Genomic DNA, 22,918 nt, shown 5'->3' with positions numbered 1-22,918 from the left:
CTTCAGTAAGGTGTCGGCGTTGCGAAACGCTGGCCTTGCTCCAATGTCCAGGCCACCACTTCGGCCGTCAACCGGTCACCGGCCCGGCCAAAGCCGTCCACCACAGCCGGCACTTTCACATCGCTCAACGGCTGGCGCACTTCAAAACGGCGACTGGCCAGGATGCGCTGGTCGAACCCGCGCACCAGCAGCGCGTCCAGGCGAATCACCACGCTGGCCGCAGTGCCCTGGTATTCGGTCTGGAACGCCTGCAATTGTCCGCCCAGCTCCAGGTCCGCTTGCAGGTTGCTGTCGGCGACGCTCAACAATCTGACGCGTCCATCCTGGGCGAAGCCATCGAGCAGGCGATTGCGCAACAACACCGGGGCCGGGTCGCTCCAGCGCGAGGCGGCGTAACTGCTGAACAGATTGCCCTGGGGGATCACCGCGATTTTCGGGCTGTTGAGCACTTCGCTGGCTTGCGGGCTGGCCAGGCGCAACGACCAGTTCACCGCCGTGCCCGCAGATGCCGGGGCCTGGGTGGCGGGCAAGCGATACACATCCGCAGGATCGGCCTTGGGCAAAATCGAGCAACCGCCCACCAGGACAAATCCTGCCAGCAGGAGAAGAGGGCGGATAAACCGGTTGGACGGCTTCATGGCGTGAACTCCTTGTCCTTGTCGTTGCCCAGCAAATAGCCGCTGGGGTTGGCATCCAGGCGCCGGGAGATCCCCCGCAGGGCGCTCAGGGTCTCGCGCAGCTCACGCACGGCGGGCGCCAGGGCATTGAGGCCCTGCATGCCGTTATTCAACGAATCGCGGTTGTCGTTCAGCAGCTTGTCGAGGGTCGCGGTGCTGCGCGCCAGGGACTGCATGGCCTGGCCGGCGTTGCCGAAGACCTGTTTGCCCTGGTCATTGAGCAAACCATTGGCGTTGCGCATCAACGCGGTGGTCTGTTCCAGCGTGGCGCTGGCCTGTTTGCCGATGGACGCCAGTTGCTGCATGGCCTGGCGAATATCGCCGCGCTGCTCGGCAATGACCCCGGTGGTTTGTTCCAGATGCTCGAGCGTCTTGCCCAGGCTCTGGACGTTGTCCGAGGAAAACACCTGATTGGCGTTGTGCAGCAGCAGGTTGATGCTGGTCATCAAGTCATCGCTGTTGTTGAGCAGGCGGGCGATGGGCGAGGGCGCGGCGATAATCACCGGCGGTTCGCCGTCGTGTCCCGTCAGCGCCGGGCTCTGGGGCGTGCCGCCACTGAGCTGGATAATCGATGTGCCGGTGATGCCGGTCAGTGCCAGCTTGGCCTGGGTGTCTTGCTTGATTGGCGTTTCCCCACTCAAGCGCACTCGCGCCAACACCCGACGCGGGTCGTTCGGGTCCAGGCGCAGGTTGACGACGTCGCCGACCTTGATCCCGCTGTACTCCACCGAGCTGCCCCGGGACAACCCGCTGACCGCCTCGTTGAACACCACTTCGTAATACTTGAATTCGCTGTCCACGTTGGACTTGGCCAGCCACAGGCCAAACAGCAGGGCGCCGGCCACCACAATGACGGTGAACAGGCCGATCAGCACATGATGGGCTCGGGTTTCCATGTCAAACCTCGTTGGATTGTGTAGCGGCCGATAACGCCGCGCGGCCGCGAGGGCCATGGAAGTATTCGTGAATCCAGGCGTCGTCGGTTTCCGACACCTTGTCGATGACGTCGGCCACCAGCACTTTTTTCTGCGCCAGCACCGCCACCCGGTCGGTGATGGTGTAGAGGGTGTCCAGGTCGTGGGTGACCAGGAATACGCTCAAGCCCAGGGCATCGCGCAGTGTCAGGATCAACTGGTCGAACGCCGCCGCACCGATGGGATCGAGGCCGGCGGTGGGTTCGTCGAGAAACAGGATGTCCGGGTCCAGGGCCAGCGCACGGGCCAGGGCGGCGCGCTTGATCATGCCACCGGACAGCGCGGCGGGATACTTGTCTGCGGCCGAGAGTGGCAGCCCGGCTAGCGCGAGCTTCACCGCCGCCAGATGCTCGGCGTCGGCCCGGCTGAGCCCGGCGTGCTCGATCAGCGGCAGGGCGACGTTTTCTGTCACGGTCAGTGACGAAAACAGCGCGCCTTTCTGGAACAGCACGCCAAAGCGCCGTTCCACCCGCGAACGTTGTTCCGGGGGCAGGCTCGGCAAGTCTTCGCCGAACACCCGCACGGAACCCTCGCTGGGCCGGTTCAGGCCGACGATGCTGCGCAGCAGCACCGATTTGCCGCTGCCGGAGCCGCCGACCACGGCAAGGATCTCGCCCTTGTACACGTCCAGGTCGAGGTTTTCATGCACGCTCTGGCGGCCAAAGCGATTGCACAGGCCGCGCACTTGAATCACTGCCTCGGAGGGCGCTCGCAAGGGTTGGCTCACCAGTTCATCTCCATGAAAAACAGCGCGGCCACGGCATCGAGCACAATCACCACGAAAATCGACTGCACCACGCTGGACGTGGTGTGAGCGCCGACCGATTCGGCACTGCCACTGACCTTGAAACCTTCCAGGCAGCCCACGGCGGCGATCAGGAAGGCAAAGATCGGCGCCTTGACCATCCCCACCAGGAAATGCTGCACGCCAATGTCCGACTGCAACAGCGTCAGGAACATGGCCGGGGAAATACCCAGCGACAAAGCGCAGACCACGCCGCCACCGATAATGCCCGAGAGCATGGCCAGGAAGGTCAGTATCGGCAGCGCCACCAACAGCGCCAGCACCCGTGGAATCACCAGCAACTCGACCGGATCGAGGCCCAGGGTGCGGATCGCGTCGATTTCTTCGTTGGCCTTCATCGAGCCGATCTGCGCGGTGAACGCGCTGGCGGTGCGGCCCGCTATGAGGATCGCCGTGAGCAACACGCCGAATTCACGCAGGAACGAGAACGCCACCAGGTCCACGGTAAAGATGCTGGCACCGAAATCGGCCAGCACTGTCGCGCCGAGAAAGGCCACCACCGCCCCCACCAGGAACGTCAGCAGGGCGACGATGGGAGCGGCGTCCAGGCCGGTCTGTTCGATGTGAACGACCATCGGTGTCATGCGCCAGCGCCTGGGGCGAAAAAGGTTGCGGGCCAGGGTTTCCAGAATCAGGCCGACGAAACCCAGCAGTTGCAGGGTGTCTTGCCAGACTTTTTCCACAGCGCGGCCGATACGCGTCAGCAGCTGTGTCAGCACGCTGACCTGCGGCTCTTTCACCGGCACACAGAAGTCCGTCAGCGAGCAATAGACTGTCTGCAACAGCGCCCGCTCGGCGGCCGGCAAGCTGCAATCCGGGTGCTCGGTGGTCTTGCCCAGCCGTTCGGAGCCCAGCAGTTCCACCAGCAACGAAGCCCCGGCGGTGTCGAGGGCGCCGAGGCCGTTGAGGTCGATCAGGGTGTGTTCGTCATATTGGCCGCGCAAGGATTCGCTCAAGCGCTTGAGCTGCGCGTAATGGGCCAGCGTCCAGTCGCCGCCGACCCAGAGCTGCGCCGGAGAGCGAGACGTGTCCAGCCGGGCAGTGCCAGTGTGGGATCCGGGGGTCATAAGCTCCATGCTCGTTCGACTTGAACAGCGCTACCTAATAGCACGACCGCCGTTATTTTGCCTCGGGTGCGTCAGCACTCACGTTGAAACGCAGCACGCCGATCATCTGGCCATTTTCCGTCAGCACCCGTACTTGCCATTTGCCCGTCGGGTCCTGCGGGAAGTTCTGCTTGTGGGTCCAGGCGCGATAGCCTTCCTTGCGTCCGCCGTGGATGTCCAGGGCGATGCGGTCGACTTCTTTACCGTTGAACTGCCAGACGTGATAAATCCGCTCATCAAGCCCGCGCGGCGCGTTGATGGCCGTGTAGGCGTATAGGCCGTTGCCACGGATCTGGGCCGCGCTGACTTCCTTGAGGCTGGCGCCCGGCGTGCGATCCTCCAGTTGGGTGCTGATTGCCACTTCGGTCATCCACAGCGTGGCCGGTGGCACCCAGGAGCGCAGCACCCAGCCGGCGGCGCCAATCCCCACCGTGATACACAGGATCGCCAAGGCGTTGCGCACGGTGCGGATCGGGAAGATCGAGGCCAGGCTGGGAAACGACAGCAGCATGGCAGTGCCCAGCGCCAGCTTGAAGCTCTGGTCGGTGGTCAGGTGCAGGATCACCGGCAGCGCGGTGAGCAGGGCGGCGAACAGCGTCAGCGTGTGCAACGCCAGGAACGCCCAGCGCCGGGGCGCCAGCCATTTGTAGTACAGCGGGTCGGTGATCGAAATCAGCGCCGCGATCGTCAGCAGGCCGGTGAAAATCAGCTGGCTGCTGTTCCAGGTGGTGGTGATGAAGAAAAACGGCAGGACGAAAAACAGGCTTTCCTGGTGAATCATCTGCGTGGCGTAGCGCAACAGCGGCTGGGGGATCTCCCGCTTGAAAATCCGCGCGAACAGCCGGGTCATGCTGTTTTCGACCATCAGCCAGAGCCAGCTCACCAGCATCATGATGGCGATCCACGTCGCCAGGCCCTGCTGGCGGTCCACCAGCATGAAACTGCCGACCCCGGAAATGAAACCACCGAGCGCGATGACCCCTGGATAGCGCTTCATCAGTTCAAGGATGCGCTGGATGTAGAGAGTCAGGTTTTGCATTCAGTGGTTTCACAGTAAGTCGTAGGAAATATCCCTGACAGAGTATCGTCAGGACATCGATGTGACGAGTGCTCTGTGGCGAGGGGATTCAGCAAAACTTGGCACCTCCCTGTAGGAGCTGCCGAAGGCTGCGATCTTTTGATCTTTCACTTGAGGCTCAAGCGCCAGGGAAAAGATCGCAGCCTCGTTGCACTCGTCAGCTCCTACGTCGGCGGCGTACCTGCCACATCACCATTCCGAGCAATAGCAACCCCAGCAAACCAGCCATCCCCCAAACCAGCTCATCATCACTGAGCAACGGCTTCTCGATGCGCAGGTAACCCGGGTCCTTGAGCAGTTCGCGCAGGGCCACGTTGGCCTGTTCCAGGCTCACCCCCTGCAGGCGCAGGGCCGGGTTGGCGAAACGGCTGTCTTCATAATCGCCCAGGGCGCCCCAGTAGTAATCGGCCAGTGCGCTGTTGCCTTGAACCGCCCAGGACTGATGGGCAATGGCCGCGCGCTTGATGCGCACGAAATCGGCGGGGTCCAGGCCATCCTTGAGCAATCTCTTGCGCAGTTCTTCCAGCGCCTGTTCGGCTTCGGGCAAGTCTTCGCGGGACAGATCCGCGTTCAGGCTGAAGAAGCCGACGCCGCCGAACACCTCGCGTTCGGTCCACGGTCCGTAGGACAAGCCACTGGCCAGGCGCAATCGGCGATAGAGCGCCCAGTCCAGGTAATCCTTGAGCAGGTCGAAGGTTTCGTCATGCTGCTCATCCAGCACCGGCTCCGGGAACAGCCAATGAAGCTTGGCGCTGTTGCCGACCAGGCCATGGATCAGGTTGCGCTTGGTGACCGCCTTGTAGCGGATCTGCGGCAGCGCCTCGTGTGCGCTGGGCTCCACCGGCTCGAGTTCCCCAAAAGCGCGCTCCAGGTAGGCCGGCAACAGTCGGTCGAGGTCGCCGACCACGATCAGGGTCATGTTGTTCGGTGCATACCAGTCCTTGCGCACTTGTTCGAGGCGGGCGAGGGTATGGCGCTCGACCTCGGCCCGTTCCGCGCAGCGCAGGCCCAACTCCACCGCCAGCTGGTTGCTGGCCTTGTGTCCCAGGTCCTGATGATCGAGCCAGCGTTGCAGGTGGGTGTAGTGGCCACCGTCCTCGCGTTCCACCACCCGCTTGGCCGCCTCCAGGGCTTTTTCATCGATGCGGGTGCGGGTCAACAGCGCCAGCAGCAGGTCCAGGACCTTGCGTTGATTGCGTGCCGGGGCCTCGATGACGAACGTGGTGTCGGCGTTGCTCGTGAAGGCATTCCACTCGCCACCCAAGGCCTGCATGCGCTCTTCCAGGCCGCCTTCACCGCTCTCATCGACGCCGCTGAACAGCAAGTGTTCGAGCAGATGCGGCAGTTCCTTGTCGGCGCAACTGAAGTCGTCCAGGCCCACGCCGACCACCAAGCGGATCGCCACATGCCCGCGCTCGCTGCCCGGCTTGAGCATCAACTGCATGCCGTTGGGCAACATATAGCCTTCGACCTGGAACCGGTCCAGGGCGACCACGGGCAGTGAGCCGAGCAAAAGAAAGGCGAACAACAGACAACGCATAAGGGCTTCCTGGCGGCTGAGTGGAGGTCCATGGTGCCGGGCAGGCCGTCATCGGCGGATCGTCGCCCGGAGTCGGCTCGCTCCCCCTATCGAATCTATGCGGTGTTCATGACAACGGGAGCGGGCGGGCCAGCGAACGGTTTCAGGCCCGAGCCATTGTTATTGACTGACATTGTTACTGACTGACCAATGCGCCAGTCGTTCACGGCGAATGGGTAATGTCGGAAATTTCATCCGCCGCCAGCGCGCCGATCTCGGCGGTCTCCAGGACCACATAGGCACTGCCGCAAAACAGCGAATTGAGGCGCCTCATGTCGGCGATCAGCTCCAGGTGCAGGGAACTGGTCTCCAGGCTTTGCACCACCTTGCGCTGCAGGCGGCTGACATGGGCATGGGCCATGCGCCGTTCCTGCGCCCGAAAGCGACGTTTCTCACGCAGCAACTGACGGGCGCTTTCCCGGTCGGCACTGAGGAATACCGACAGCCCCAGCCGCAGGTTGGCGATCAAATGGCTGTGCAGCCCCGCCAACTCCTCCAGGCCTACTTCGGAAAAGGACCGACGCTGGGAGGTCTTCTGTTGCTGGACCTTGCGCAACATGCGCTCGATCAGGTCGCTGGCCAGTTTCAGGTTGATCGCCAGTTCGATGATTTCCGCCCAGCGGCGGCTGTCCTGCTCACTGAGGTCCTCGCGGGGCATTTGCGCCATGTACAACTTGATGGCACTGCACAGCGCTTCGACGTCGTCATTCATGCGCCGCACTTCCTGGGTCACCGCCGTCTGCGTACCCCGCAGCACGTCCAGCATGGCTTCGAGCATGCTTTCGATCAGATCGCCGATGCGCAAGGTTTCCCGGGCCGCGTTTGCCAGCGCCAAGCTCGGGGTGACGAGGGCGGTAGGGTCCAGATGTCGCGGCTTGGCGGTGCCGTTGGTGTCCGGACGTTCCGGCAGCAGCCAGGCACAGAGCCTGGCCATCGGGGCGACGCTGGGCAGCAGCACCAGGCACCGCACGGTGTTATAGAGCAGATGGAAACCGATCACCGTTTCCTGGGGGCTGAAATCCAGGCTGTCCAGCCAGCCCACCAGCGGGTCGAGCACTGGAATGATCAACAACAGCCCGATCAGCTTGTACAGCAGGCTGCCCAGCGCCACCTGGCGCCCGGCGGTGTTCTGCATGCTGGTGCTGAGGAACGCCAGGATGCCGCTGCCGATGTTGGCGCCGATCACCAGGCCGATGGCCACCGGCAGGCTGATCACCGCGGCGCCGGCCAGTGTCGCGGTCAGCAGCACGGCGGCCAGGCTGGAATAGGAGATCATCGCGAACAGCGCGCCGACCAAGGCATCGAGCAGGATGTCGCCGGTCAGCGAGGCGAAGATCACTTTCACGCCTTGGGCGTGGGTGATGGGCGCTGCGGCTTCGACGATCAATTGCAGGGCCAGGATGATCAGGCCCAGGCCGATGCCGACCCGGCCCATTTGCCCGGCGCGGGTCTGTTTGCGCGAGAGGAAAAAAATCACCCCGAGGAAAATCAGCAGCGGCGACAGCCACGACAGGTCGAGGGTCAGCACCCGAGCCATCAGCGCGGTGCCGACATCGGCGCCGAGCATGGTCGCCAGGGCCGGGGTCAGCGCCATCAGGCCCTGGCCGACGAACGAGGTGACGAGCATGGCCGTGGCGTTGCTGCTCTGGACCATGGCCGTGACCATGATGCCCGCGATAAACGCCAGCCAGCGCTTGGACATGTTCTGGCCGATGACATGGCGCAGGTTCGAGCCATAGACCCGCAAGATGCCGGTACGCACGATGTGCGTGCCCCAGATCAGCAGGGCGACGGCGGAGAGCAAATTCAGCAGGGTCAGCATGAGAAGCCCCCTGTTAGCGTCCCAAAAGGACAAATTGACGATGCCACATTCTTCTTTCTTGTACTTAAGCTGTAGTTGGCGAACGGTTCGGGCGCCAGCATTGCACAGCTAAAGAATCGTTTGAAACAAATCCGTCATAAAAATACATTCCTCGAAAACGCCCAAACCCCTGTGGGAGCGAGCTTGCTCGCGATAGCGGCCTGGCAGCCAAAGAAGATGTTGGATGTCATGGCCTCATCGCGAGCAAGCTCGCTCCCACAGGTTTTGCATCCGGCCCCTTTTTCGCGGGCATGAAAAAGGGGCTCCAAGAGCCCCTTCGTTCATTGCCCTATACCGTTACTGACCCGGCATATCCTTGCGCAGTTTCACCGGATCCTGCTGCTTGCGCTTGCGCGCCATGGCTGTACGCATCTTGATGTTGAACGCTTCCACCGCCAGGGAGAACGCCATGGCGAAGTAGACGTAGCCTTTTGGCACATGCACGTCCAGCGACTCGGCGATCAGCACGGTACCGACCACCAGCAGGAACGATAGCGCCAGCATCTTCAGCGACGGGTGCTTGTCGATGAACGCGCTGATAGTGCCCGCCGCCAGCATCATCACCAGCACCGCCACGATAATCGCCGCCACCATGACCGGTACATGGGAGACCATGCCCACGGCGGTGATGACCGAATCCAGGGAGAACACGATGTCGATGATCGCGATCTGGACGATGGTGTAGATGAAGCTGCCGCCCTTGCCCGTAGGTGTCTCGCCGGTATCGTCTTCGCCTTCCAGCGCGTGGTACATCTCCTGGGAGCTTTTCCACAGCAGGAACAGGCCACCGAAGAACAGGATCAGGTCACGACCGGAGATGCCCTGGCCGAACACTTCGAACAAATCGGCGGTCAGGCGCATGACCCAGGTGATGGACAGCAGCAACAGGATCCGCGTGACCATGGCCAGCGCCAGGCCGAAGATCCGGGTGCGCGCCTGCATGTGCTTGGGCATGCGGCTGACCAGGATCGAGATCATGATGATGTTATCGATGCCCAGGACGATTTCCAGGGCGGTCAGGGTAAAGAAGGCAACCCAGATTTCCGGGTTGGTCAGCCATTCCATGTGAGTTCCTTTGAGCGAGTGTTAGGCCGCGCCGCCGAGACGACGCAGCGGGCATTGCTTTTATAGAGTGCTGAACAGCGGAAAAATCCCCATCAGCAAGGCGGCGAACATTATGCACAGGCAAACCAGTACTGCCCACTTCAAGGTGAAGCGCTGGTGATCGCCGAACTCGATCCCGGCCAAGGCTACCAGCAGGTAGGTCGACGGAACCAGTGGGCTCAGCAGGTGGACGGGCTGGCCGACGATGGAGGCTCGGGCCATTTCAACGGCGGTGATGCCGTAATGGCTGGCTGCCTCGGCGAGAACCGGTAACACCCCGTAATAAAACGCATCGTTAGACATGAAGAACGTGAACGGCATGCTCACCAGCGCGGTGATGACCGCCAGGTAAGGACCGAGGAACTCCGGAATGACCGCCAGCAGGCTCTTGGACATGGCGTCGACCATGCCGGTGCCGGACAGGATGCCGGTAAAGATACCGGCCGCGAAAATCAGCCCGACCACCGCCAACACGCTGCCGGCGTGGGCCGCAACGCGGTCTTTCTGCTGTTGCAGGCACGGGTAGTTGACGATCATCGCAATACTGAACGCCACCATGAACAGCACCGGCAGCGGCAACAGGCCGGCGATCAGGGTGCACATCAGGCCCAGGGTCAATGCGCCGTTGAACCAGATCAGCTTTGGACGACGAGCGTCCGGGAACTGGGAAACGCTGATTTCGCTGTGGTCGATTTCATCGCCGACCAGATGCAATTCACCCAGGCGCGCACGCTCGCGCTTACCGTACATGTAGGAAATCGCCAGGATCGCCACCACACCGGCCAACATCGCGGGAATCATCGGCACGAAAATGTCGGACGGGTCCACATGCAGGGCACTGGCCGCGCGGGCCGTCGGGCCGCCCCACGGGGTCATGTTCATCACGCCGCCGGCGAGGATGATCAGGCCAGCCATGATGCGTGGGCTCATGCCGATGCGGCTGTAGAGCGGCAGCATCGCGGCCACGCAGATCATGTAAGTGGTCGCGCCGTCACCATCAAGGGAAACGACGAGCGCCAGAACGGCGGTACCGACCGAAACTTTCAACGGGTCGCCCTTGACCAGCTTGAGGATCTTGCGCACGGCCGGGTCGAACAGGCCGGAGTCGATCATCAGGGCAAAATACAGAATCGCGAACATCAGCATCACCCCGGTCGGGGCGAGCTTGGTGATGCCTTCGAGCATCATCGGACCGATTTTCGGCGCAAAGCCACCGAACAGGGCGAACAGGATCGGGATGATGATCAAGGCGATCAGCGCGGACAGGCGCTTGGTCATGATCAGGAACATGAACGTGATGACCATGGCGAAGCCAAGGAAAGTCAGCATGGGAAATACTCCAGGCGTGGCGCGGCTATGAAATGCGAACCGGACAGGTCAGCGCAGGATGCAGAGCACGAGGGGAACGGATGGAGTGGGTGCAGCGGGACGAGTAGCAGCGGACATCAGAATCACCATTGTTGTTGTTAAAAGGGCCGAACGAGCCATGAAAACTCGCTTTGGCCGACCGGTCTGTTGCCGGTAGTGGGGGTGATCCTAATCGCGCTAGCTTTCAGCAAGCTTTCGTTGCAGACAATGGAGTTTTTCTGTGGGGCAAAGCTTATCTGTGGGAGCAAAATTTATTTGTGGGGCAAAGCTCACCTGTGGGAGCAAAGCTTATCTGTGGGGTAAAGCTCACCTGTGGGAGCAAAGCTTGCTCGCGATAAAGACACCGCGGCTCTCAAGTGGGAGTGTGTCTACTTCATCGCGAGCAAGCTTTGCTCCCACAGAAAATCGATGCGCCACCGGCCAATCAAAACACCGAAAGATCCAACGGCCGCACCGCCCCCATCCAGATCGCATGCTCGGTGTGGTCGATCAGGTCATCGCCGGTCTCCGGGTGCAGGAAAATCACCAGGCCCTTGCGATTGAGCGCCAGCCACGGCAAGACCACGCCGATGTACTGCGGGTCGAAGGCCAACTGACAGCTCCAGTCCGGATGCGGGCCGACCGGACGTTGGTGGACGCGGCCCATTTTCAGCGGGAACAGTTGCGCCGCTTCCTCGCACAGGGCCCGCGCCTGGTCGAGGGTGTGGGCGTCGAAATACACGTGGGCGTGGTAGCCCTTGATCCGCTGCATCTGTCACTCCTTGAAAAGAGGCCGAACCCTCGCCGTTTGCCGCGGGTCAGAGCCTTTACACGCGGGATAAAAAGGAAAGCAGCCATGAAAAACGCCGAAACCCCGGTCACCAAAGTGGTGCTTTATGGTGCCATGAGCAGCCTCGGCAGTGCGTTGATGGCTGAAATGCTGCGGCGCCAGCACGAAGTCATCGCCATTCTCGACGATCTTACTGCCCTGGCTCCACGCCCGGGCCTGCGGACCAAGACCGGTGATCTTTTCGATCCCGAGCGGGTCAAGCAGAGTGTTGCCGGTGCCAGCGCCGTGGTGTGTCTGCTCAACGCGCCGGGGTTGCCGATGAACAGCGAACAAGTGGAGCGCACATTGATTCCCGGCCCGGTGGAGCAAGTATTGGCCGTGGATGCCCTGATCGCTGGCATGCAGGCGGTGAATGTGCCCCGGCTGTTTCTGGTGGGCGACTTTGCGATGCTCGACGAGGAGCCGACGGACGACGATTTGCAGCGCCATGCCGCCGAAGAAGTCCTCGATGCCCTGAAAAACAGCACCTTGCAGTGGACCTTGATCAACGCACCCTATGCCGCGCCAGGCTTGGGTATCGAGCATTTCAGCCAGGTCAGCACCAGCCTCGAACCCGGCATGGCCGAATCCCTGGAGCGGCTCAACCGGGTGGCGGTCGGCATCGCCGATGAGCTGCGCCTGAACCTGCACGTGGGCGAGCACGTCAGTTTTGTCGCCGCTGAGTAGATGCATTAAACAGCAATGGAAGGCAGCGGCAGTCCCGTGAGCGATTCGGCACTGTTGGCCTGTTCTTCCATCAGCCAATCGACGAATTGCCTGATCAACACACCGCGGCGTTTACGCTGGGGCAAGACCACGTAATACCCCAGCCGCGACAGCACCGTTTCAGCGATCGGACGACACAGCAGGCCCTGGGCCAATAAGTTATCCACAAGGTGACGCCAGCCGATGGCAACGCCCTGGCCGCCAATCGCCGCTTGGATGAGCAAGGTGTAGTTGTCGAAGCGCAACTGCCCTGGGGCCGGCGGTGACGTGATGCCCAGCTCGCGAAAGACGCCGCTCCAGTCGAACCAGCTGCTGCTGTTGCCCGCGCGCAGGTGCAGCAATGGAAACTCCGCCAAGGCCTGGGCGGACAAGGGCAGGGGACGTTCCTTGAGCAGTAGCGGGCTGCACACCGGAAAGACTTCTTCGCTGAACAGCCAGCGACTTTCGCCTTGTTTGAAGCGACCGTCGCCGAACAGCACGGCAACGTCGATATCGGTGCGGAGCATGTTGTGGTTGCGTTCGCTGGTCACCAGGCTCACGTCCACCTGCGGGTTGGCCGCATGAAAGCGATGCAAGCGCGGCATCAGCCAGTAGGCGGCGAAGGCGAAGTCCGTGGCCACTTGCAACACCTCATGCTGGTGTTGGGCAGTGATCGCGCTCAGCCCGGCATCGATGCTTTGCAAGCCGGCCTGGACCTGCTCGAACAGGATCGTCCCGGCCTCGGTCAGTTCGATCCCGCGGTAGATGCGGTCGAACAACCGCGTACCCAGTTGCTCTTCCAGGCGCTTGATCTGCTGGCTGATGGCCGGTTGCGTGGTGCCCAGCTCAATCGCCGCCGCGGTAAAGCTTTGTTGGCGGGCGGCGGCTTCAAAGGCACGGAACAGTTCCAGGGACAGGTTACCCAGGGCGTCATACATAAGATGTGCTTATCCTAGTCATTATCCTGCATGGGCTTTACCCCAAAACCCGGGGGCTACATGCTCAATCGCAGCAATGTCGCATAACTGCCTACTATGGAATGCCGCGAATACATGAAGCGCAAGAACATTCTTTTCATCATGGCCGATCAAATGGCCGCGCCAATGTTGCCGATCTACGGTCCTTCGCCGATCAAGCTGCCGAACCTGTCGCGCCTGGCCGCCGAGGGCGTGGTGTTCGATGCCGCCTATTGCAACAGTCCGCTGTGCGCGCCGTCGCGTTTCACCCTGGTGAGCGGCCAGCTGCCGAGCAAGATCGGTGCGTACGACAACGCGGCGGATTTCCCGGCGGACGTGCCGACCTACGCCCATTACCTGCGCCGCCTCGGCTACCGCACGGCGTTGTCCGGCAAGATGCATTTTTGCGGGCCGGACCAATTGCACGGCTACGAAGAGCGCCTGACCAGTGACATTTACCCGGCCGATTACGGCTGGGCGGTGAACTGGGACGAGCCGGACGTGCGACCGAGTTGGTACCACAACATGTCGTCGGTATTGCAGGCCGGCCCGTGCGTGCGCACCAACCAGCTGGATTTCGATGAAGAAGTGGTGTTCAAGGCCCAGCAGTACCTGTTCGACCACATTCGCGAGGACGGTGACCAACCGTTCTGCCTGACGGTGTCGATGACTCACCCACACGATCCGTACACGATTCCCAAGGCATTCTGGGATTTGTATGACGACAACGACATCCCTTTGCCACAGACCCCGGCGCAAACGACGCTCGACCCACATTCCCAGCGGCTGCTGAAGGTCTATGACCTGTGGGACAAACCACTGCCTGTGGATAAGATTCGGGATGCCCGCCGCGCCTATTTCGGCGCGTGCAGCTACATTGACAGCAATGTCGGCAAGCTGCTGCAGACGCTGGAAGACACTGGGCTACTGGATGACACGATCATCGCATTCTCCGGCGATCACGGGGACATGCTCGGCGAAAAGGGCCTCTGGTACAAAATGCACTGGTTCGAAATGGCCGCCCGCGTACCGTTGCTCATCAGTGCGCCGGGGCAGTTCGCCAGCGGTCGGGTGAGCGCGGCTGTGTCCACCGCCGACTTGCTGCCGACCCTGGTGGAGCTGGCCGGCGGCACACTGGAACCGGGCTTGCCGCTGGATGGCCGTTCGCTGGTGTCGCATCTGCAAGGGCAGGGCGGGCATGACGAAGTCTTCGGTGAATACATGGCCGAAGGCACCATCAGCCCGTTGATGATGATCCGTCGCGGCCCGTGGAAATTCATCTACAGCGAAGATGACCCGTGCCTGCTGTTCGACGTGCGCAACGATCCCAAGGAGCTGGAAAATCTCAGCCAATCCCCTGAGCATCAAACCCTGTTCGCCGATTTTCTCGCCGAAGCGCGTGCCAAGTGGGACATCCCGGCTATTCATCAACAGGTGCTCGCCAGCCAGCGCCGCCGCCGTTTTGTCGCCCAGGCGCTGACCCTGGGCAAACTCAAGAGCTGGGATCACCAGCCGCTGGTGGACGCCAGCCAGCAGTACATGCGTAACCACATCGACCTCGACGATCTGGAGCGCAAGGCCCGTTATCCACAACCCTGCCAAAACCAATAACGTAAGGGGCAAGCCATGCAAAAGTTATCCACAGTACTGACCGCTGGGCTGTTGGCGTTGAGCAGTGTTTCGGCCTGGGCCGAGCAAAGTTGCGAAACGGTGAAGATGGCCGACCCGGGCTGGAGCGATATCGCCGCCACCAATGCCATCACTGGTTTCCTGCTGGACGGAATGGGCTACAAGGTCAAGGTCGATACCCTCGCGGTGCCGATCACCTTCGGTGGCCTCAAGGATGGCCAGGTGGATGTGTTCCTGGGTAACTGGATGCCGGCGCAGCAGGGTTTCTATGACAAGTTCGTGGCCACTGGCGACGTCACACAACTGGCCAAGAACCTGGACGGCACCGAATTCACCCTGGCGGTCCCGGACTACGTCTGGGACGCCGGTGTGCATAACTTTGCCGACCTGAACAAATTCGCCGACAAGTTCGACAAGAAGATTTACGGCATCGGCTCCGGCGCCCCGGCCAACCTCTCCCTGAAAGAAATCATCAAGACCAATGACTTCGGCATGGGCGAGTGGAAACTGGTGGAATCCAGCGAGCAGGCGATGCTGGCGGAAGTCTCCCGGGCGGTGAAGAAACAGAAATTCGTGACCTTCCTCGGCTGGACCCCGCACCCGATGAACGTGCAGTTGAAAATGCACTACCTCAAGGGCGGCGAGAAATACTTCGGCGACACGGGCAGTGTCTACACCCTGACCCGCAAAGGTTATGCACAGGCCTGCCCGAACGTGGGCAAGCTGCTGACCAACCTGAGCTTCACCCAGGAAATGGAAAACAGCATCATGGCCGAGGTGGTGAACAACAAGGTCAGCAACGCCGATGCGGCCAAGGCCTGGATCAAGGCCAACCCGGCGGTCCTGGATAAATGGCTGGACGGTGTGAAGACCGTGGATGGCAAGGATGCGCTGGCGGCGGTGAAGGCCAAGCTCTGACGAGCTCTTGTGGCGAGGGAGCTTGCTCCCGCTGGACTCTGTAGGAGCTGTGTAGGAGCCGTGTAGGAGCTGTCGAGTGCAACGAGGCTGCGATCTTTCCCCAGCCACTTGAATCTCAAGCGAAAGATCAAAAGATCAAAAGATCAAAAGATCGCAGCCTTCGGCAGCTCCTACAGTGAAGTCCAGCGGGAGCAAGCTCCCTCGCCACCTTGGTTCACCTGATACTCTTGCGCCAAACCCCATTTCTTGAGGCCCCATGGCAATCCCCACGCGCCATTCACTCTTTCCCTTCCTGAGCTGGCTGCCCCGGCAGACCCGCGCCAGTGTCGGCCGTGACCTGATCGTCGGCCTGAGCGGCGCGATTCTCGCGTTGCCGCAGTCCATTGCCTACGCCCTGATTGCCGGTTTGCCACCGGAATACGGTTTGTACGCGGCGATCGTGCCGGTGCTGATCGCCTGCCTGTGGGGTTCGTCGTGGCACCTGATCTGCGGGCCCACGGCGGCGATTTCCATCGTCTTGTACGCCACCGTCAGTCCGCTGGCCGTTCCCGCCAGCCAGGACTACATCACCTTGATCCTGCTGCTGACGGTATTGGCGGGCATTTTCCAATGGTTGCTGGGGTTGCTGCGTTTCGGTGCGCTGGTGAATTTCGTCTCGCATTCGGTGGTGCTGGGTTTCACCCTGGGCGCGGCGGTGGTCATCGCCCTGGGGCAGTTGCCGAACCTGCTGGGCCTCGACCTGCCGAACGAAGCCACGGCGTTGAGGGGGCTGCTGATGCTGGTCGAGCACATCGGGGCTGTGGATAAGCCGTCGCTGCTGCTGGGGTTGGGGACGCTGGTCCTGGGCGTGGTGCTCAAGCGCCTGCTGCCGCGCTGGCCGAGCCTGTTGATAACTTTGGTCATCAGCAGCCTGGTGGTCTGGTTGTGGCCGGCGATGTTCGGGCATGTGGCGCTGGTCAGTGCCTTTGCCGGGCGCCTGCCGCCGCTCACGCTGTTGCCGTTGGACCTGGAGCTGATCCTGCGCCTGCTGCCCGGGGCGGTCGCGGTGGGCATGCTCGGGCTGGTCACCAGCCTGTCCATCGCCCGCTCGCTGTCGGTACGTTCCGGGCAATTGCTCGATGCGAATCAGGAAGTGAGGGCGCAGGGGCTTTCCAACATCGTTGGCGGATTTTTCTCCGGATCATTGTCGGCCGGTTCCTTTACCCGTTCCGGCCTCAGCTATGAAGCCGGGGCCTGCTCGCCCCTGGCCGGGGTGTTCTCGGCCTTGTGGGTGGCGTTGTTTGCGGTCGCCGGGGCGAACCTGATCGCGCACATCCCGATTCCGGCCATGGCCGGCAGCATTTTGCTGATCGCCTGGGGGCTGGTGGACCACCGCGGTATCCGGGCGTTGTACCGCGTGAGCCGCGCCGAATTCATGGTGATGAGCCTGACCTGCCTGGCCACGTTGCTGCTGGAACTGCAAACCGCCATCTACGCCGGTGTACTGGCTTCGCTGTTCTTTTACCTCAAGCGCACCTCACAGCCGCGGGTGCAGCACTTTCGCGAAGGGGAGGCGGAGATCCTGCGGGTCGGCGGCTCGATCTTTTTCGGCGCCAGTCATTACCTGCAAGTACGCCTGCAACGGTTGCAGGCGCAGCGGGTGGTCATCGATGCCCAGCAGATCAACTTCATCGATTATTCCGGGGTGGAAATGCTCCACCAGGAAGCCCGGCGCCTGCGCAGCCAGGGGCGTAGCCTGACCTTGCGCATGGCCCGGCCCCAGGTGGTGGAGGAGTTGTTGAAGCTGGAGGGGGCGCAGAAGTGCCCGATTCACTTTGAGGATTGAACTGAATCAACCCCTGTAGGAGCTGCCGAAGGCTGCGATCTTTTGATTTTGATCTTTCGCTTGAGATTCAGGTGTCTGGGGAAAGATCGCAGCCTCGTTGCACTCGACAGCTCCTACACGGCTCCTACACAGCTCCTGCACAGCTCCTGCACAGAATTCCTACAGCGCCAATTGGCGGCGTAGTTCGGCCAGCACTGGCGCGGTGTCCGGGCGTACCCCGCGCCACAGGTAGAACGCTTCGCCCGCCTGTTCGGCGAGCATGCCCAGGCCATCCATTGCCACCGCCGCGCCGTGTTCCTTGGCCCAACGGCAGAACGAAGTCGGTTCCTTGCCATACATCATGTCGTAGCAAACCGTCTTGCCGGGCTCGATCAGGCTGGCGGCAATCGGCGGTACATCCCCCGACAGGCTCGCGGAGGTGGCATTGATGATCAGGTCGACCGGCTCTTGCAGCCAGTCGAACCCGCTGGCTGAGACCGGGCCCAGGTCGGCGAACAACTCGGCCAGCAACTCGGCCTTTTCCACCGTGCGATTGGCGATGATCACCGAGGCCGGCGCTTCGGCCAGCAGCGGTTCCAGGGCACCGCGCACCGCGCCGCCGGCCCCGAGCAACAGGATGCGCTTGCCCTTGAGGCTGAAGCCGGCATTGACGGTCAGGTCCCGGACCAGCCCGGCGCCGTCGGTGTTGTCACCCAGCAGGCGACCGTCGGCCAGTTTGCTCAACGTATTGACCGCCCCGGCCCGCTGGGCCCGCTCGGTCAGGCTGTCGGCCAGGCGGAAGGCGTCTTCCTTGAACGGCACCGTGACGTTTGCCCCACGTCCCTCGCGGAAAAATTCTCGGGCGCAACCGGCGAAATCCTCCAAGGGCGCCAGCAGCGTGCTGTAGTCCAGGATTTGCCCGGTCTGCTCGGCAAACAGGCGATGGATCAACGGCGACTTGCTGTGGCCGATCGGGTTACCCATTACAACGTAGCGGTCCATGGACAATCCTCGTTCAGGCCGTCGCCAGCCAATCGCGATCCTGCAGGAAGTACTCGGTCAGCCGCGCTTCTTCGCTGCCCGGTTCGGCTTTCCAGTCGTAGCCCCAGCGTACTTGCGGTGGCAGGGACATCAGGATCGATTCGGTACGTCCACCCGATTGCAGCCCGAACAGGGTGCCGCGGTCGTAGACCAGGTTGAACTCCACGTAGCGCCCGCGACGGTATTCCTGGAATTCCCGCTGCTGGGCGGTGAACGCGTCGTGCTTGCGGCGGCGCACGATCGGCAGGTAGGCATCGATGTAGGCGTCGCCGATGGCGCGGATGAAGGCGAAGCAGGTGTCGAAGTCCCACGCGTTCAGGTCGTCGAAAAACAGGCCGCCGATGCCCCGGGGCTCGTTGCGATGCTTGAGGTGGAAATAGCTGTCGCACCAGGCTTTGTAGCGCGGGTATACCTCGGGGCCGAACGGCGCGCAGGCCTGCTCGGCGACACGGTGCCAATGCACGCAATCTTCCTCGACGCCGTAGTAAGGCGTCAGGTCGAAGCCGCCGCCAAACCACCAGACCGGCTCTTCGCCTTCCTTTTCGGCGATGAAGAAGCGCACGTTGGCGTGGGAGGTTGGCACGTGGGGGTTGTGCGGATGGATTACCAACGACACGCCCAAGGCTTCGAAGCCGCGCCCGGCCAGTTCTGGCCGATGGGCACTGGCTGAGGGTGGGAGACCGCTGCCGAAGACGTGGGAAAAGTTGACGCCGCCCTTTTCGATCACCGTGCCGTTTTCGATCACCCGCGTGCGACCGCCACCACCGGCCGGCCGGGTCCAGGCATCTTCGACGAAGCGAGTGCCGCCGTCTTCGGTTTCCAGGGCGGTGCAGATACGGTCTTGCAGGTCGAGCAGGTAGGCTTTCACGGCCTCGGTGCGAGTGGACATGACATCACCTTGATCAGGGCTACGCTACGCGGCGTATGGCGGGCCGGTGGCAAATGGGCGCACAGGATACCACCGCACTTGCCCACACCACAGTTGACGACGGTCAAGCTTAGGAGTCCGATAGCAGGCTTGGTAAAAGTCCTGCGACAAGGAGAAAGTGAAGATGGCCAAACGTATCCAGTTCAGTTCCCACGGCGGTCCCGAAGTGCTCGAGTACGTCGATTACTCGCCTGCCGAGCCCGGCCCGCAGCAGGTGCGCGTCAGCAACAAGGCGATCGGCCTGAACTTCATCGACACCTACTACCGCAGCGGCCTTTATCCGCCACCGGCGTTGCCATCAGGCCTGGGTGCCGAAGGCGCGGGGGTGGTCGAGGCGATCGGCTCGGACGTCACGCGGTTCAAGGTCGGCGACCGGGTGGCGTATGGCAGCGGCCCGCTGGGGGCCTACAGCGATGTGCATGTGTTGCCTGAGGCCAACCTGGTTCATTTGCCCGAATCCATCAGTTTCGAACAAGCGGCGGGCGTGATGCTCAAGGGCCTGACCGTGCAGTACCTGTTGCGCCAGACCTATGAACTCAAGGGCGGCGAAACCATCCTGTTCCACGCCGCTGCCGGTGGCGTGGGTTCCCTGGCCTGCCAGTGGGCCAAGGCCTTGGGCGTGAAGCTGATCGGCACCGTCAGCTCGCCGGAAAAGGCCGCCATCGCCAAGTCCCATGGCGCTTGGGAAACCATCGACTACAGCAAGGAAAACGTCGCACAGCGGGTGCTGGAATTGACCGACGGCAAGAAGGTGCCGGTGGTGTACGACGGGGTTGGCAAGGACACTTGGTTGACCTCCCTGGACAGCGTCGCCCCCCGCGGCCTGGTGGTGAGCTTCGGCAATGCTTCAGGTGCGGTGGACGGTGTGAACCTGGGGATCCTCGCGGCCAAGGGCTCGCTCTACGTCACCCGCCCGACCCTGGCGACTTACGCCAACAACGCCGAAAACCTGCAGTGCATGGCCGACGAACTGTTCGCAATGATCGCCAGCGGCAAGCTCAAGGTGGACATCAACCAGCGCTATCCACTGGCGGAAGCGGCCAAGGCTCATACCGAGCTGTCGGCGCGGCGCACGATGGGGTCGACCGTTCTCCTGCCTTGAATTACAGGGTGTTTGTAATGGCCTCATCGCGGGCAAGCCTTGCTCCCACAGGGTATGTTCTGTGGAAGTAGGCCATGCTGCCACAGGGTATGTTCTGTGAAAGTAGGCCATGCTGCCACAGGGTATGTTCTGTGGAAGTAGGCCAGGCTGCCACAGGGTATGTTCTGTGGAAGTAGGCCATGCTGCCACAGGGTATGTTCTGTGAAAGTAGGCCATGCTCCCACAGGGTATGTTCTGTGGAAGTAGGCCAGGCTGCCACAGGGTATGTTCTGTGAAAGTAGGCCAGGCTGCCACAGGGTATGTTCTGTGAAAGTAGGCCATGCTCCCACAGGGTATGTTCTGTGGAAGTAGGCCATGCTGCCACAGGGTATGTTCTGTGAAAGTAGGCCAGGCTGCCACAGGGTATGTTCTGTGAAAGTAGGCCAGGCTGCCACAGGGTATGTTCTGTGAAAGTAGGCCATGCTGCCACAGGGTATGTTCTGTGAAAGTAGGCCATGCTGCCACAGGGTATGTTCTGTGAAAGTAGGCCATGCCCCACAGTCCATGTTCTGTGAAAGCAGGCCATGTTCCCACAGGCCATGCTCTGTGGAAGTAGATCTCCCACAGGCTATGTTCTGTGAAAGTAGGCCTCACTCCCACAGGTTTTACTCTGTGGGAGCAAGGCTTGCCCGCGATGAACGATGACGCGGTATCAGTCCGGCCGCACGACCTTGCCGGTAGCCAGGTCGCGAATCACGCTGGGGTTTCTGCGTCCGCCCAGGTTGCCGCCCAGCACCAGGTCGATCTGCCCGCGGAAATACTGCTCGACGCGAATCCGCGTGCGCGCCGCCGGGCGTCCTTGGGGGTTGGCCGAGGTGGACACCAGCGGCCCGACCAGCGAGCACAAGTCGCGTACGGTGGGATGATCGCTGACCCGCAGGGCGACGGTGTCATGCACCCCGGTGATCCATTCCGGCAGCAGGTTCTGGTGCGGCACCAGCCAGGTATTGGGCCCCGGCCAGGTGCTGGCCATACGGTCCATCCAGGTTTCGGGGAAGTCTTCGAACAGGAAGTCGAACTGGTGGATGTTGTCAGCCACCAGGATCAGGCCTTTGTCGGGCAGCCGCGACTTGATCGCCAGCAGGCGTTCCACCGCCTCCTCGTTCCACGGGTCACAACCCAGGCCCCAGACCGCTTCGGTTGGATAGGCAATCACCGCCCCGGCGCGAATTTCTCGCGCGGCTTGTTGCACACGCCAACTGTTGACCATGAAAGATTCTCCCGCAACGCAAATAAGGCTGTGGGCAGTTTACCGATCTTCCCCATAAAACCTAGCGCGCAAACCAGCGTCCGTTATCACAGGTGGCGCGTCCTTCCATCTCCAGTTCGGTCAACGCCGCCAGCACTTTGGGCAAGCCCCAGCCACTGGCGTCGGCCAGCGCCTCACTGCTCAGCGGCGCGGCATGCAGCAGGCGCAGCAGCGGATGGGTCACGGGCACGGGCTCCGAGGCCGGCGGCAACCGCTGCCAACCGCGCAGCGCTTCGAGGATGTGCTCGACGGTTTCCACCAGCGCCGCACCGTCGCGGATCAACTGATGGCAGCCCCGGGCCCCGGGGTGATGGATCGATCCAGGAATGGCATACACCTCGCGGCCCTGTTCCGCCGCCAGTCGCGCGGTGATCAGCGAACCGCTGGCGACACTGGCCTCCACCACCAGCACACCCAGGGACAAACCGCTAATGATCCGGTTGCGCCGTGGAAAGTTGCTGGCATGGGGCGGCGCGTCCAACGGGAATTCGGACAACACCGCGCTGCCCTGGGCAATCATCGCGTCCGCCAGTCGACGATTGCGCTGTGGATAAAAATTTTCCAGACCGGTGCCCAGCACGCCGACGGTGCGCCCGCCAACATCCAACGCCGCCTGATGGGCCGCCGTATCGATGCCCAGGGCCAGGCCGCTGGTGATGACAAAACCGGCCCCGGCCAGGCTGCGGGAAAACGCCGCCGCAGTGTCCATGCCCGGCCGCGATGCCCGCCGACTGCCGACCATCGCCAGTTGGGGTTTTTCCAGGATCGAGGTGTCGCCAGCGACGAATAGCAGCGGCGGCGCGTCGCTGATCTGCGCCAGCAGCGCCGGGTAGTCGGGTTGGTCCCACATCAGTAAATGCTGGCCCGCACGCTCCAGCCAGGCCAATGCATGGGCGGCGCCGTCACGCACATCCGGGTTGCGCCGCGCCTCGGCACAGGCCAGCGGCAAGCCCAGCGCACGCCAGGCGCTGGCCGGTGCACTGATGGCCTTGGAGGCCGAGCCGAAGGCCTCCATCAGCGTCATGAAACGTTTGGATCCCAGCTCCGGCAAGCGGTGAAGGCGTAGCCGGGCCTCCAGTTCCGCAGGGGAAACCGGCGTAGATTCAGGTAATGGCATGCGATCAATCCTTGATCGTTATGAGCCCCGTTCAAACGGGAACAAGCTGTGGATAACTCTGTTGGTAACT

20 protein-coding genes are annotated in these 22,918 nt (G+C 62.1%); 5 read left to right on the top strand and 15 right to left on the bottom strand.

Translation table 11 applies throughout. The annotated features are described in order from the left end of the window. Positions 1-2: 2 nt before the first annotated feature. The 10 genes from ASC85_RS10530 to ASC85_RS10485 form a co-directional block, all read right to left on the bottom strand. The gene (locus ASC85_RS10530; RefSeq protein WP_057449283.1) at positions 3-638 is read right to left on the bottom strand and encodes an ABC-type transport auxiliary lipoprotein family protein; all 636 of its coding nucleotides are present in this window, start codon (positions 636-638) and stop codon (positions 3-5) included. Next, positions 635-1,573: an MlaD family protein gene (locus tag ASC85_RS10525; RefSeq protein WP_057449282.1), complete on the bottom strand. Its 939-nt coding sequence runs from the start codon at positions 1,571-1,573 to the stop codon at positions 635-637. The genes ASC85_RS10530 and ASC85_RS10525 overlap by 4 nt, the downstream gene beginning before the upstream one ends. 1 nt (position 1,574) lies before the next feature. Continuing rightward, entirely contained in the window at positions 1,575-2,378 is an 804-nt protein-coding gene (locus ASC85_RS10520) for an ABC transporter ATP-binding protein (protein ID WP_057449281.1), read from the bottom strand. Next, entirely contained in the window at positions 2,375-3,523 is a 1,149-nt protein-coding gene (locus tag ASC85_RS10515; protein ID WP_057449280.1) for an ABC transporter permease, read from the bottom strand. Before ASC85_RS10515 ends, ASC85_RS10520 begins: the two co-directional genes overlap by 4 nt. A gap of 52 nt (positions 3,524-3,575) precedes the next feature. Further along, positions 3,576-4,601 (bottom strand): DUF5924 family protein, encoded by a 1,026-nt coding sequence (locus tag ASC85_RS10510; protein ID WP_057449279.1) that lies wholly within the window; start codon positions 4,599-4,601, stop codon positions 3,576-3,578. A gap of 196 nt (positions 4,602-4,797) precedes the next feature. Next, complete coding sequence (locus ASC85_RS10505; protein WP_057449278.1) at positions 4,798-6,180, bottom strand: M16 family metallopeptidase; 1,383 nt, start codon at positions 6,178-6,180, stop codon at positions 4,798-4,800. A gap of 202 nt (positions 6,181-6,382) precedes the next feature. Next, complete coding sequence (locus ASC85_RS10500) at positions 6,383-8,041, bottom strand: Na/Pi cotransporter family protein (RefSeq protein WP_057449277.1); 1,659 nt, start codon at positions 8,039-8,041, stop codon at positions 6,383-6,385. Positions 8,042-8,377: 336 nt separating this feature from the next. Beyond that, positions 8,378-9,145 carry a TerC family protein gene (locus ASC85_RS10495; protein ID WP_057449276.1) on the bottom strand — a complete coding sequence of 256 codons (768 nt, stop codon included), beginning with the start codon at positions 9,143-9,145 and terminating at the stop codon, positions 8,378-8,380. 60 nt (positions 9,146-9,205) lie between these two features. Continuing rightward, complete coding sequence (locus ASC85_RS10490) at positions 9,206-10,513, bottom strand: CitMHS family transporter (protein ID WP_014335839.1); 1,308 nt, start codon at positions 10,511-10,513, stop codon at positions 9,206-9,208. A 463-nt stretch (positions 10,514-10,976) separates the two neighbouring features. Continuing rightward, positions 10,977-11,303, bottom strand: coding sequence for a DOPA 4,5-dioxygenase family protein (locus ASC85_RS10485; protein WP_057449275.1), 327 nt, complete (start codon positions 11,301-11,303; stop codon positions 10,977-10,979). Between the two features lie 84 nt (positions 11,304-11,387). Between ASC85_RS10485 and ASC85_RS10480 the strand changes: the two genes are divergently transcribed. After that, positions 11,388-12,047, top strand: coding sequence for an NAD(P)-dependent oxidoreductase (locus tag ASC85_RS10480; RefSeq protein ID WP_057449274.1), 660 nt, complete (start codon positions 11,388-11,390; stop codon positions 12,045-12,047). Positions 12,048-12,052: 5 nt separating this feature from the next. Here ASC85_RS10480 and ASC85_RS10475 read toward each other — a convergent pair whose 3' ends face one another. After that, complete coding sequence (locus ASC85_RS10475; RefSeq protein ID WP_057449273.1) at positions 12,053-13,003, bottom strand: choline sulfate utilization transcriptional regulator; 951 nt, start codon at positions 13,001-13,003, stop codon at positions 12,053-12,055. Positions 13,004-13,117: 114 nt separating this feature from the next. Here ASC85_RS10475 and betC point away from each other — a divergent pair, with 114 nt between their 5' ends. From betC to ASC85_RS10460, 3 genes are all read left to right on the top strand, one after another. Beyond that, positions 13,118-14,632 (top strand): choline-sulfatase, encoded by a 1,515-nt coding sequence (gene betC, locus ASC85_RS10470; protein WP_057449272.1) that lies wholly within the window; start codon positions 13,118-13,120, stop codon positions 14,630-14,632. Between the two features lie 15 nt (positions 14,633-14,647). Then, a complete protein-coding gene (choX, locus tag ASC85_RS10465) occupies positions 14,648-15,568 on the top strand; it encodes a choline ABC transporter substrate-binding protein (protein WP_057449271.1) in 921 nt (306 codons plus the stop codon). A gap of 256 nt (positions 15,569-15,824) precedes the next feature. Then, positions 15,825-17,393, top strand: a complete 1,569-nt coding sequence (locus ASC85_RS10460) for a SulP family inorganic anion transporter (protein ID WP_057449270.1) — start codon at positions 15,825-15,827, stop codon at positions 17,391-17,393. Between the two features lie 159 nt (positions 17,394-17,552). On the opposite strand, the gene aroE is transcribed toward ASC85_RS10460, so the two are convergent. After that, positions 17,553-18,374 carry a shikimate dehydrogenase gene (aroE, locus tag ASC85_RS10455; RefSeq protein WP_057449269.1) on the bottom strand — a complete coding sequence of 274 codons (822 nt, stop codon included), beginning with the start codon at positions 18,372-18,374 and terminating at the stop codon, positions 17,553-17,555. Between the two features lie 13 nt (positions 18,375-18,387). Continuing rightward, a complete protein-coding gene (hemF, locus tag ASC85_RS10450; protein WP_014335847.1) occupies positions 18,388-19,302 on the bottom strand; it encodes an oxygen-dependent coproporphyrinogen oxidase in 915 nt (304 codons plus the stop codon). 163 nt (positions 19,303-19,465) lie between these two features. On the opposite strand from hemF, the gene ASC85_RS10445 reads away from it, so the two are divergent. Then, the gene (locus ASC85_RS10445) at positions 19,466-20,443 is read left to right on the top strand and encodes an NADPH:quinone reductase (protein WP_057449268.1); all 978 of its coding nucleotides are present in this window, start codon (positions 19,466-19,468) and stop codon (positions 20,441-20,443) included. A 691-nt stretch (positions 20,444-21,134) separates the two neighbouring features. On the opposite strand, the gene ASC85_RS10440 is transcribed toward ASC85_RS10445, so the two are convergent. Beyond that, the gene (locus ASC85_RS10440; protein ID WP_018603585.1) at positions 21,135-21,692 is read right to left on the bottom strand and encodes an L-threonylcarbamoyladenylate synthase; all 558 of its coding nucleotides are present in this window, start codon (positions 21,690-21,692) and stop codon (positions 21,135-21,137) included. A gap of 61 nt (positions 21,693-21,753) precedes the next feature. Then, positions 21,754-22,848, bottom strand: a complete 1,095-nt coding sequence (gene dprA, locus ASC85_RS10435) for a DNA-processing protein DprA (protein ID WP_057449267.1) — start codon at positions 22,846-22,848, stop codon at positions 21,754-21,756. Positions 22,849-22,918 lie beyond the last annotated feature (70 nt).

Source organism: Pseudomonas sp. Root401 (assembly GCF_001425105.1).
GTDB lineage: Bacteria > Pseudomonadota > Gammaproteobacteria > Pseudomonadales > Pseudomonadaceae > Aquipseudomonas > Aquipseudomonas brassicacearum.
The sequence above is the reverse complement of the archived record's forward strand: the minus strand, read 5'-3'. Positions and strand labels throughout refer to the sequence as shown.

Excerpts from the sequence above, each read along its gene's own strand:
- ASC85_RS10530 (WP_057449283.1), bottom strand. The coding sequence starts at position 638 with ATGAAGCCGTCCAACCGGTTTATCCGCCCTCTTCTCCTGCTGGCAGGA.
- ASC85_RS10525 (WP_057449282.1), bottom strand. The coding sequence starts at position 1,573 with ATGGAAACCCGAGCCCATCATGTGCTGATCGGCCTGTTCACCGTCATT.
- ASC85_RS10515 (WP_057449280.1), bottom strand. The coding sequence starts at position 3,523 with ATGACCCCCGGATCCCACACTGGCACTGCCCGGCTGGACACGTCTCGC.
- ASC85_RS10510 (WP_057449279.1), bottom strand. The coding sequence starts at position 4,601 with ATGCAAAACCTGACTCTCTACATCCAGCGCATCCTTGAACTGATGAAG.
- ASC85_RS10505 (WP_057449278.1), bottom strand. The coding sequence starts at position 6,180 with ATGCGTTGTCTGTTGTTCGCCTTTCTTTTGCTCGGCTCACTGCCCGTG.
- ASC85_RS10500 (WP_057449277.1), bottom strand. The coding sequence starts at position 8,041 with ATGCTGACCCTGCTGAATTTGCTCTCCGCCGTCGCCCTGCTGATCTGG.
- ASC85_RS10495 (WP_057449276.1), bottom strand. The coding sequence starts at position 9,145 with ATGGAATGGCTGACCAACCCGGAAATCTGGGTTGCCTTCTTTACCCTG.
- ASC85_RS10490 (WP_014335839.1), bottom strand. The coding sequence starts at position 10,513 with ATGCTGACTTTCCTTGGCTTCGCCATGGTCATCACGTTCATGTTCCTG.
- ASC85_RS10485 (WP_057449275.1), bottom strand. The coding sequence starts at position 11,303 with ATGCAGCGGATCAAGGGCTACCACGCCCACGTGTATTTCGACGCCCAC.
- ASC85_RS10480 (WP_057449274.1), top strand. The coding sequence starts at position 11,388 with ATGAAAAACGCCGAAACCCCGGTCACCAAAGTGGTGCTTTATGGTGCC.
- ASC85_RS10475 (WP_057449273.1), bottom strand. The coding sequence starts at position 13,003 with ATGTATGACGCCCTGGGTAACCTGTCCCTGGAACTGTTCCGTGCCTTT.
- betC (WP_057449272.1), top strand. The coding sequence starts at position 13,118 with ATGAAGCGCAAGAACATTCTTTTCATCATGGCCGATCAAATGGCCGCG.
- choX (WP_057449271.1), top strand. The coding sequence starts at position 14,648 with ATGCAAAAGTTATCCACAGTACTGACCGCTGGGCTGTTGGCGTTGAGC.
- ASC85_RS10460 (WP_057449270.1), top strand. The coding sequence starts at position 15,825 with ATGGCAATCCCCACGCGCCATTCACTCTTTCCCTTCCTGAGCTGGCTG.
- aroE (WP_057449269.1), bottom strand. The coding sequence starts at position 18,374 with ATGGACCGCTACGTTGTAATGGGTAACCCGATCGGCCACAGCAAGTCG.
- hemF (WP_014335847.1), bottom strand. The coding sequence starts at position 19,302 with ATGTCCACTCGCACCGAGGCCGTGAAAGCCTACCTGCTCGACCTGCAA.
- ASC85_RS10445 (WP_057449268.1), top strand. The coding sequence starts at position 19,466 with ATGGCCAAACGTATCCAGTTCAGTTCCCACGGCGGTCCCGAAGTGCTC.
- ASC85_RS10440 (WP_018603585.1), bottom strand. The coding sequence starts at position 21,692 with ATGGTCAACAGTTGGCGTGTGCAACAAGCCGCGCGAGAAATTCGCGCC.
- dprA (WP_057449267.1), bottom strand. The coding sequence starts at position 22,848 with ATGCCATTACCTGAATCTACGCCGGTTTCCCCTGCGGAACTGGAGGCC.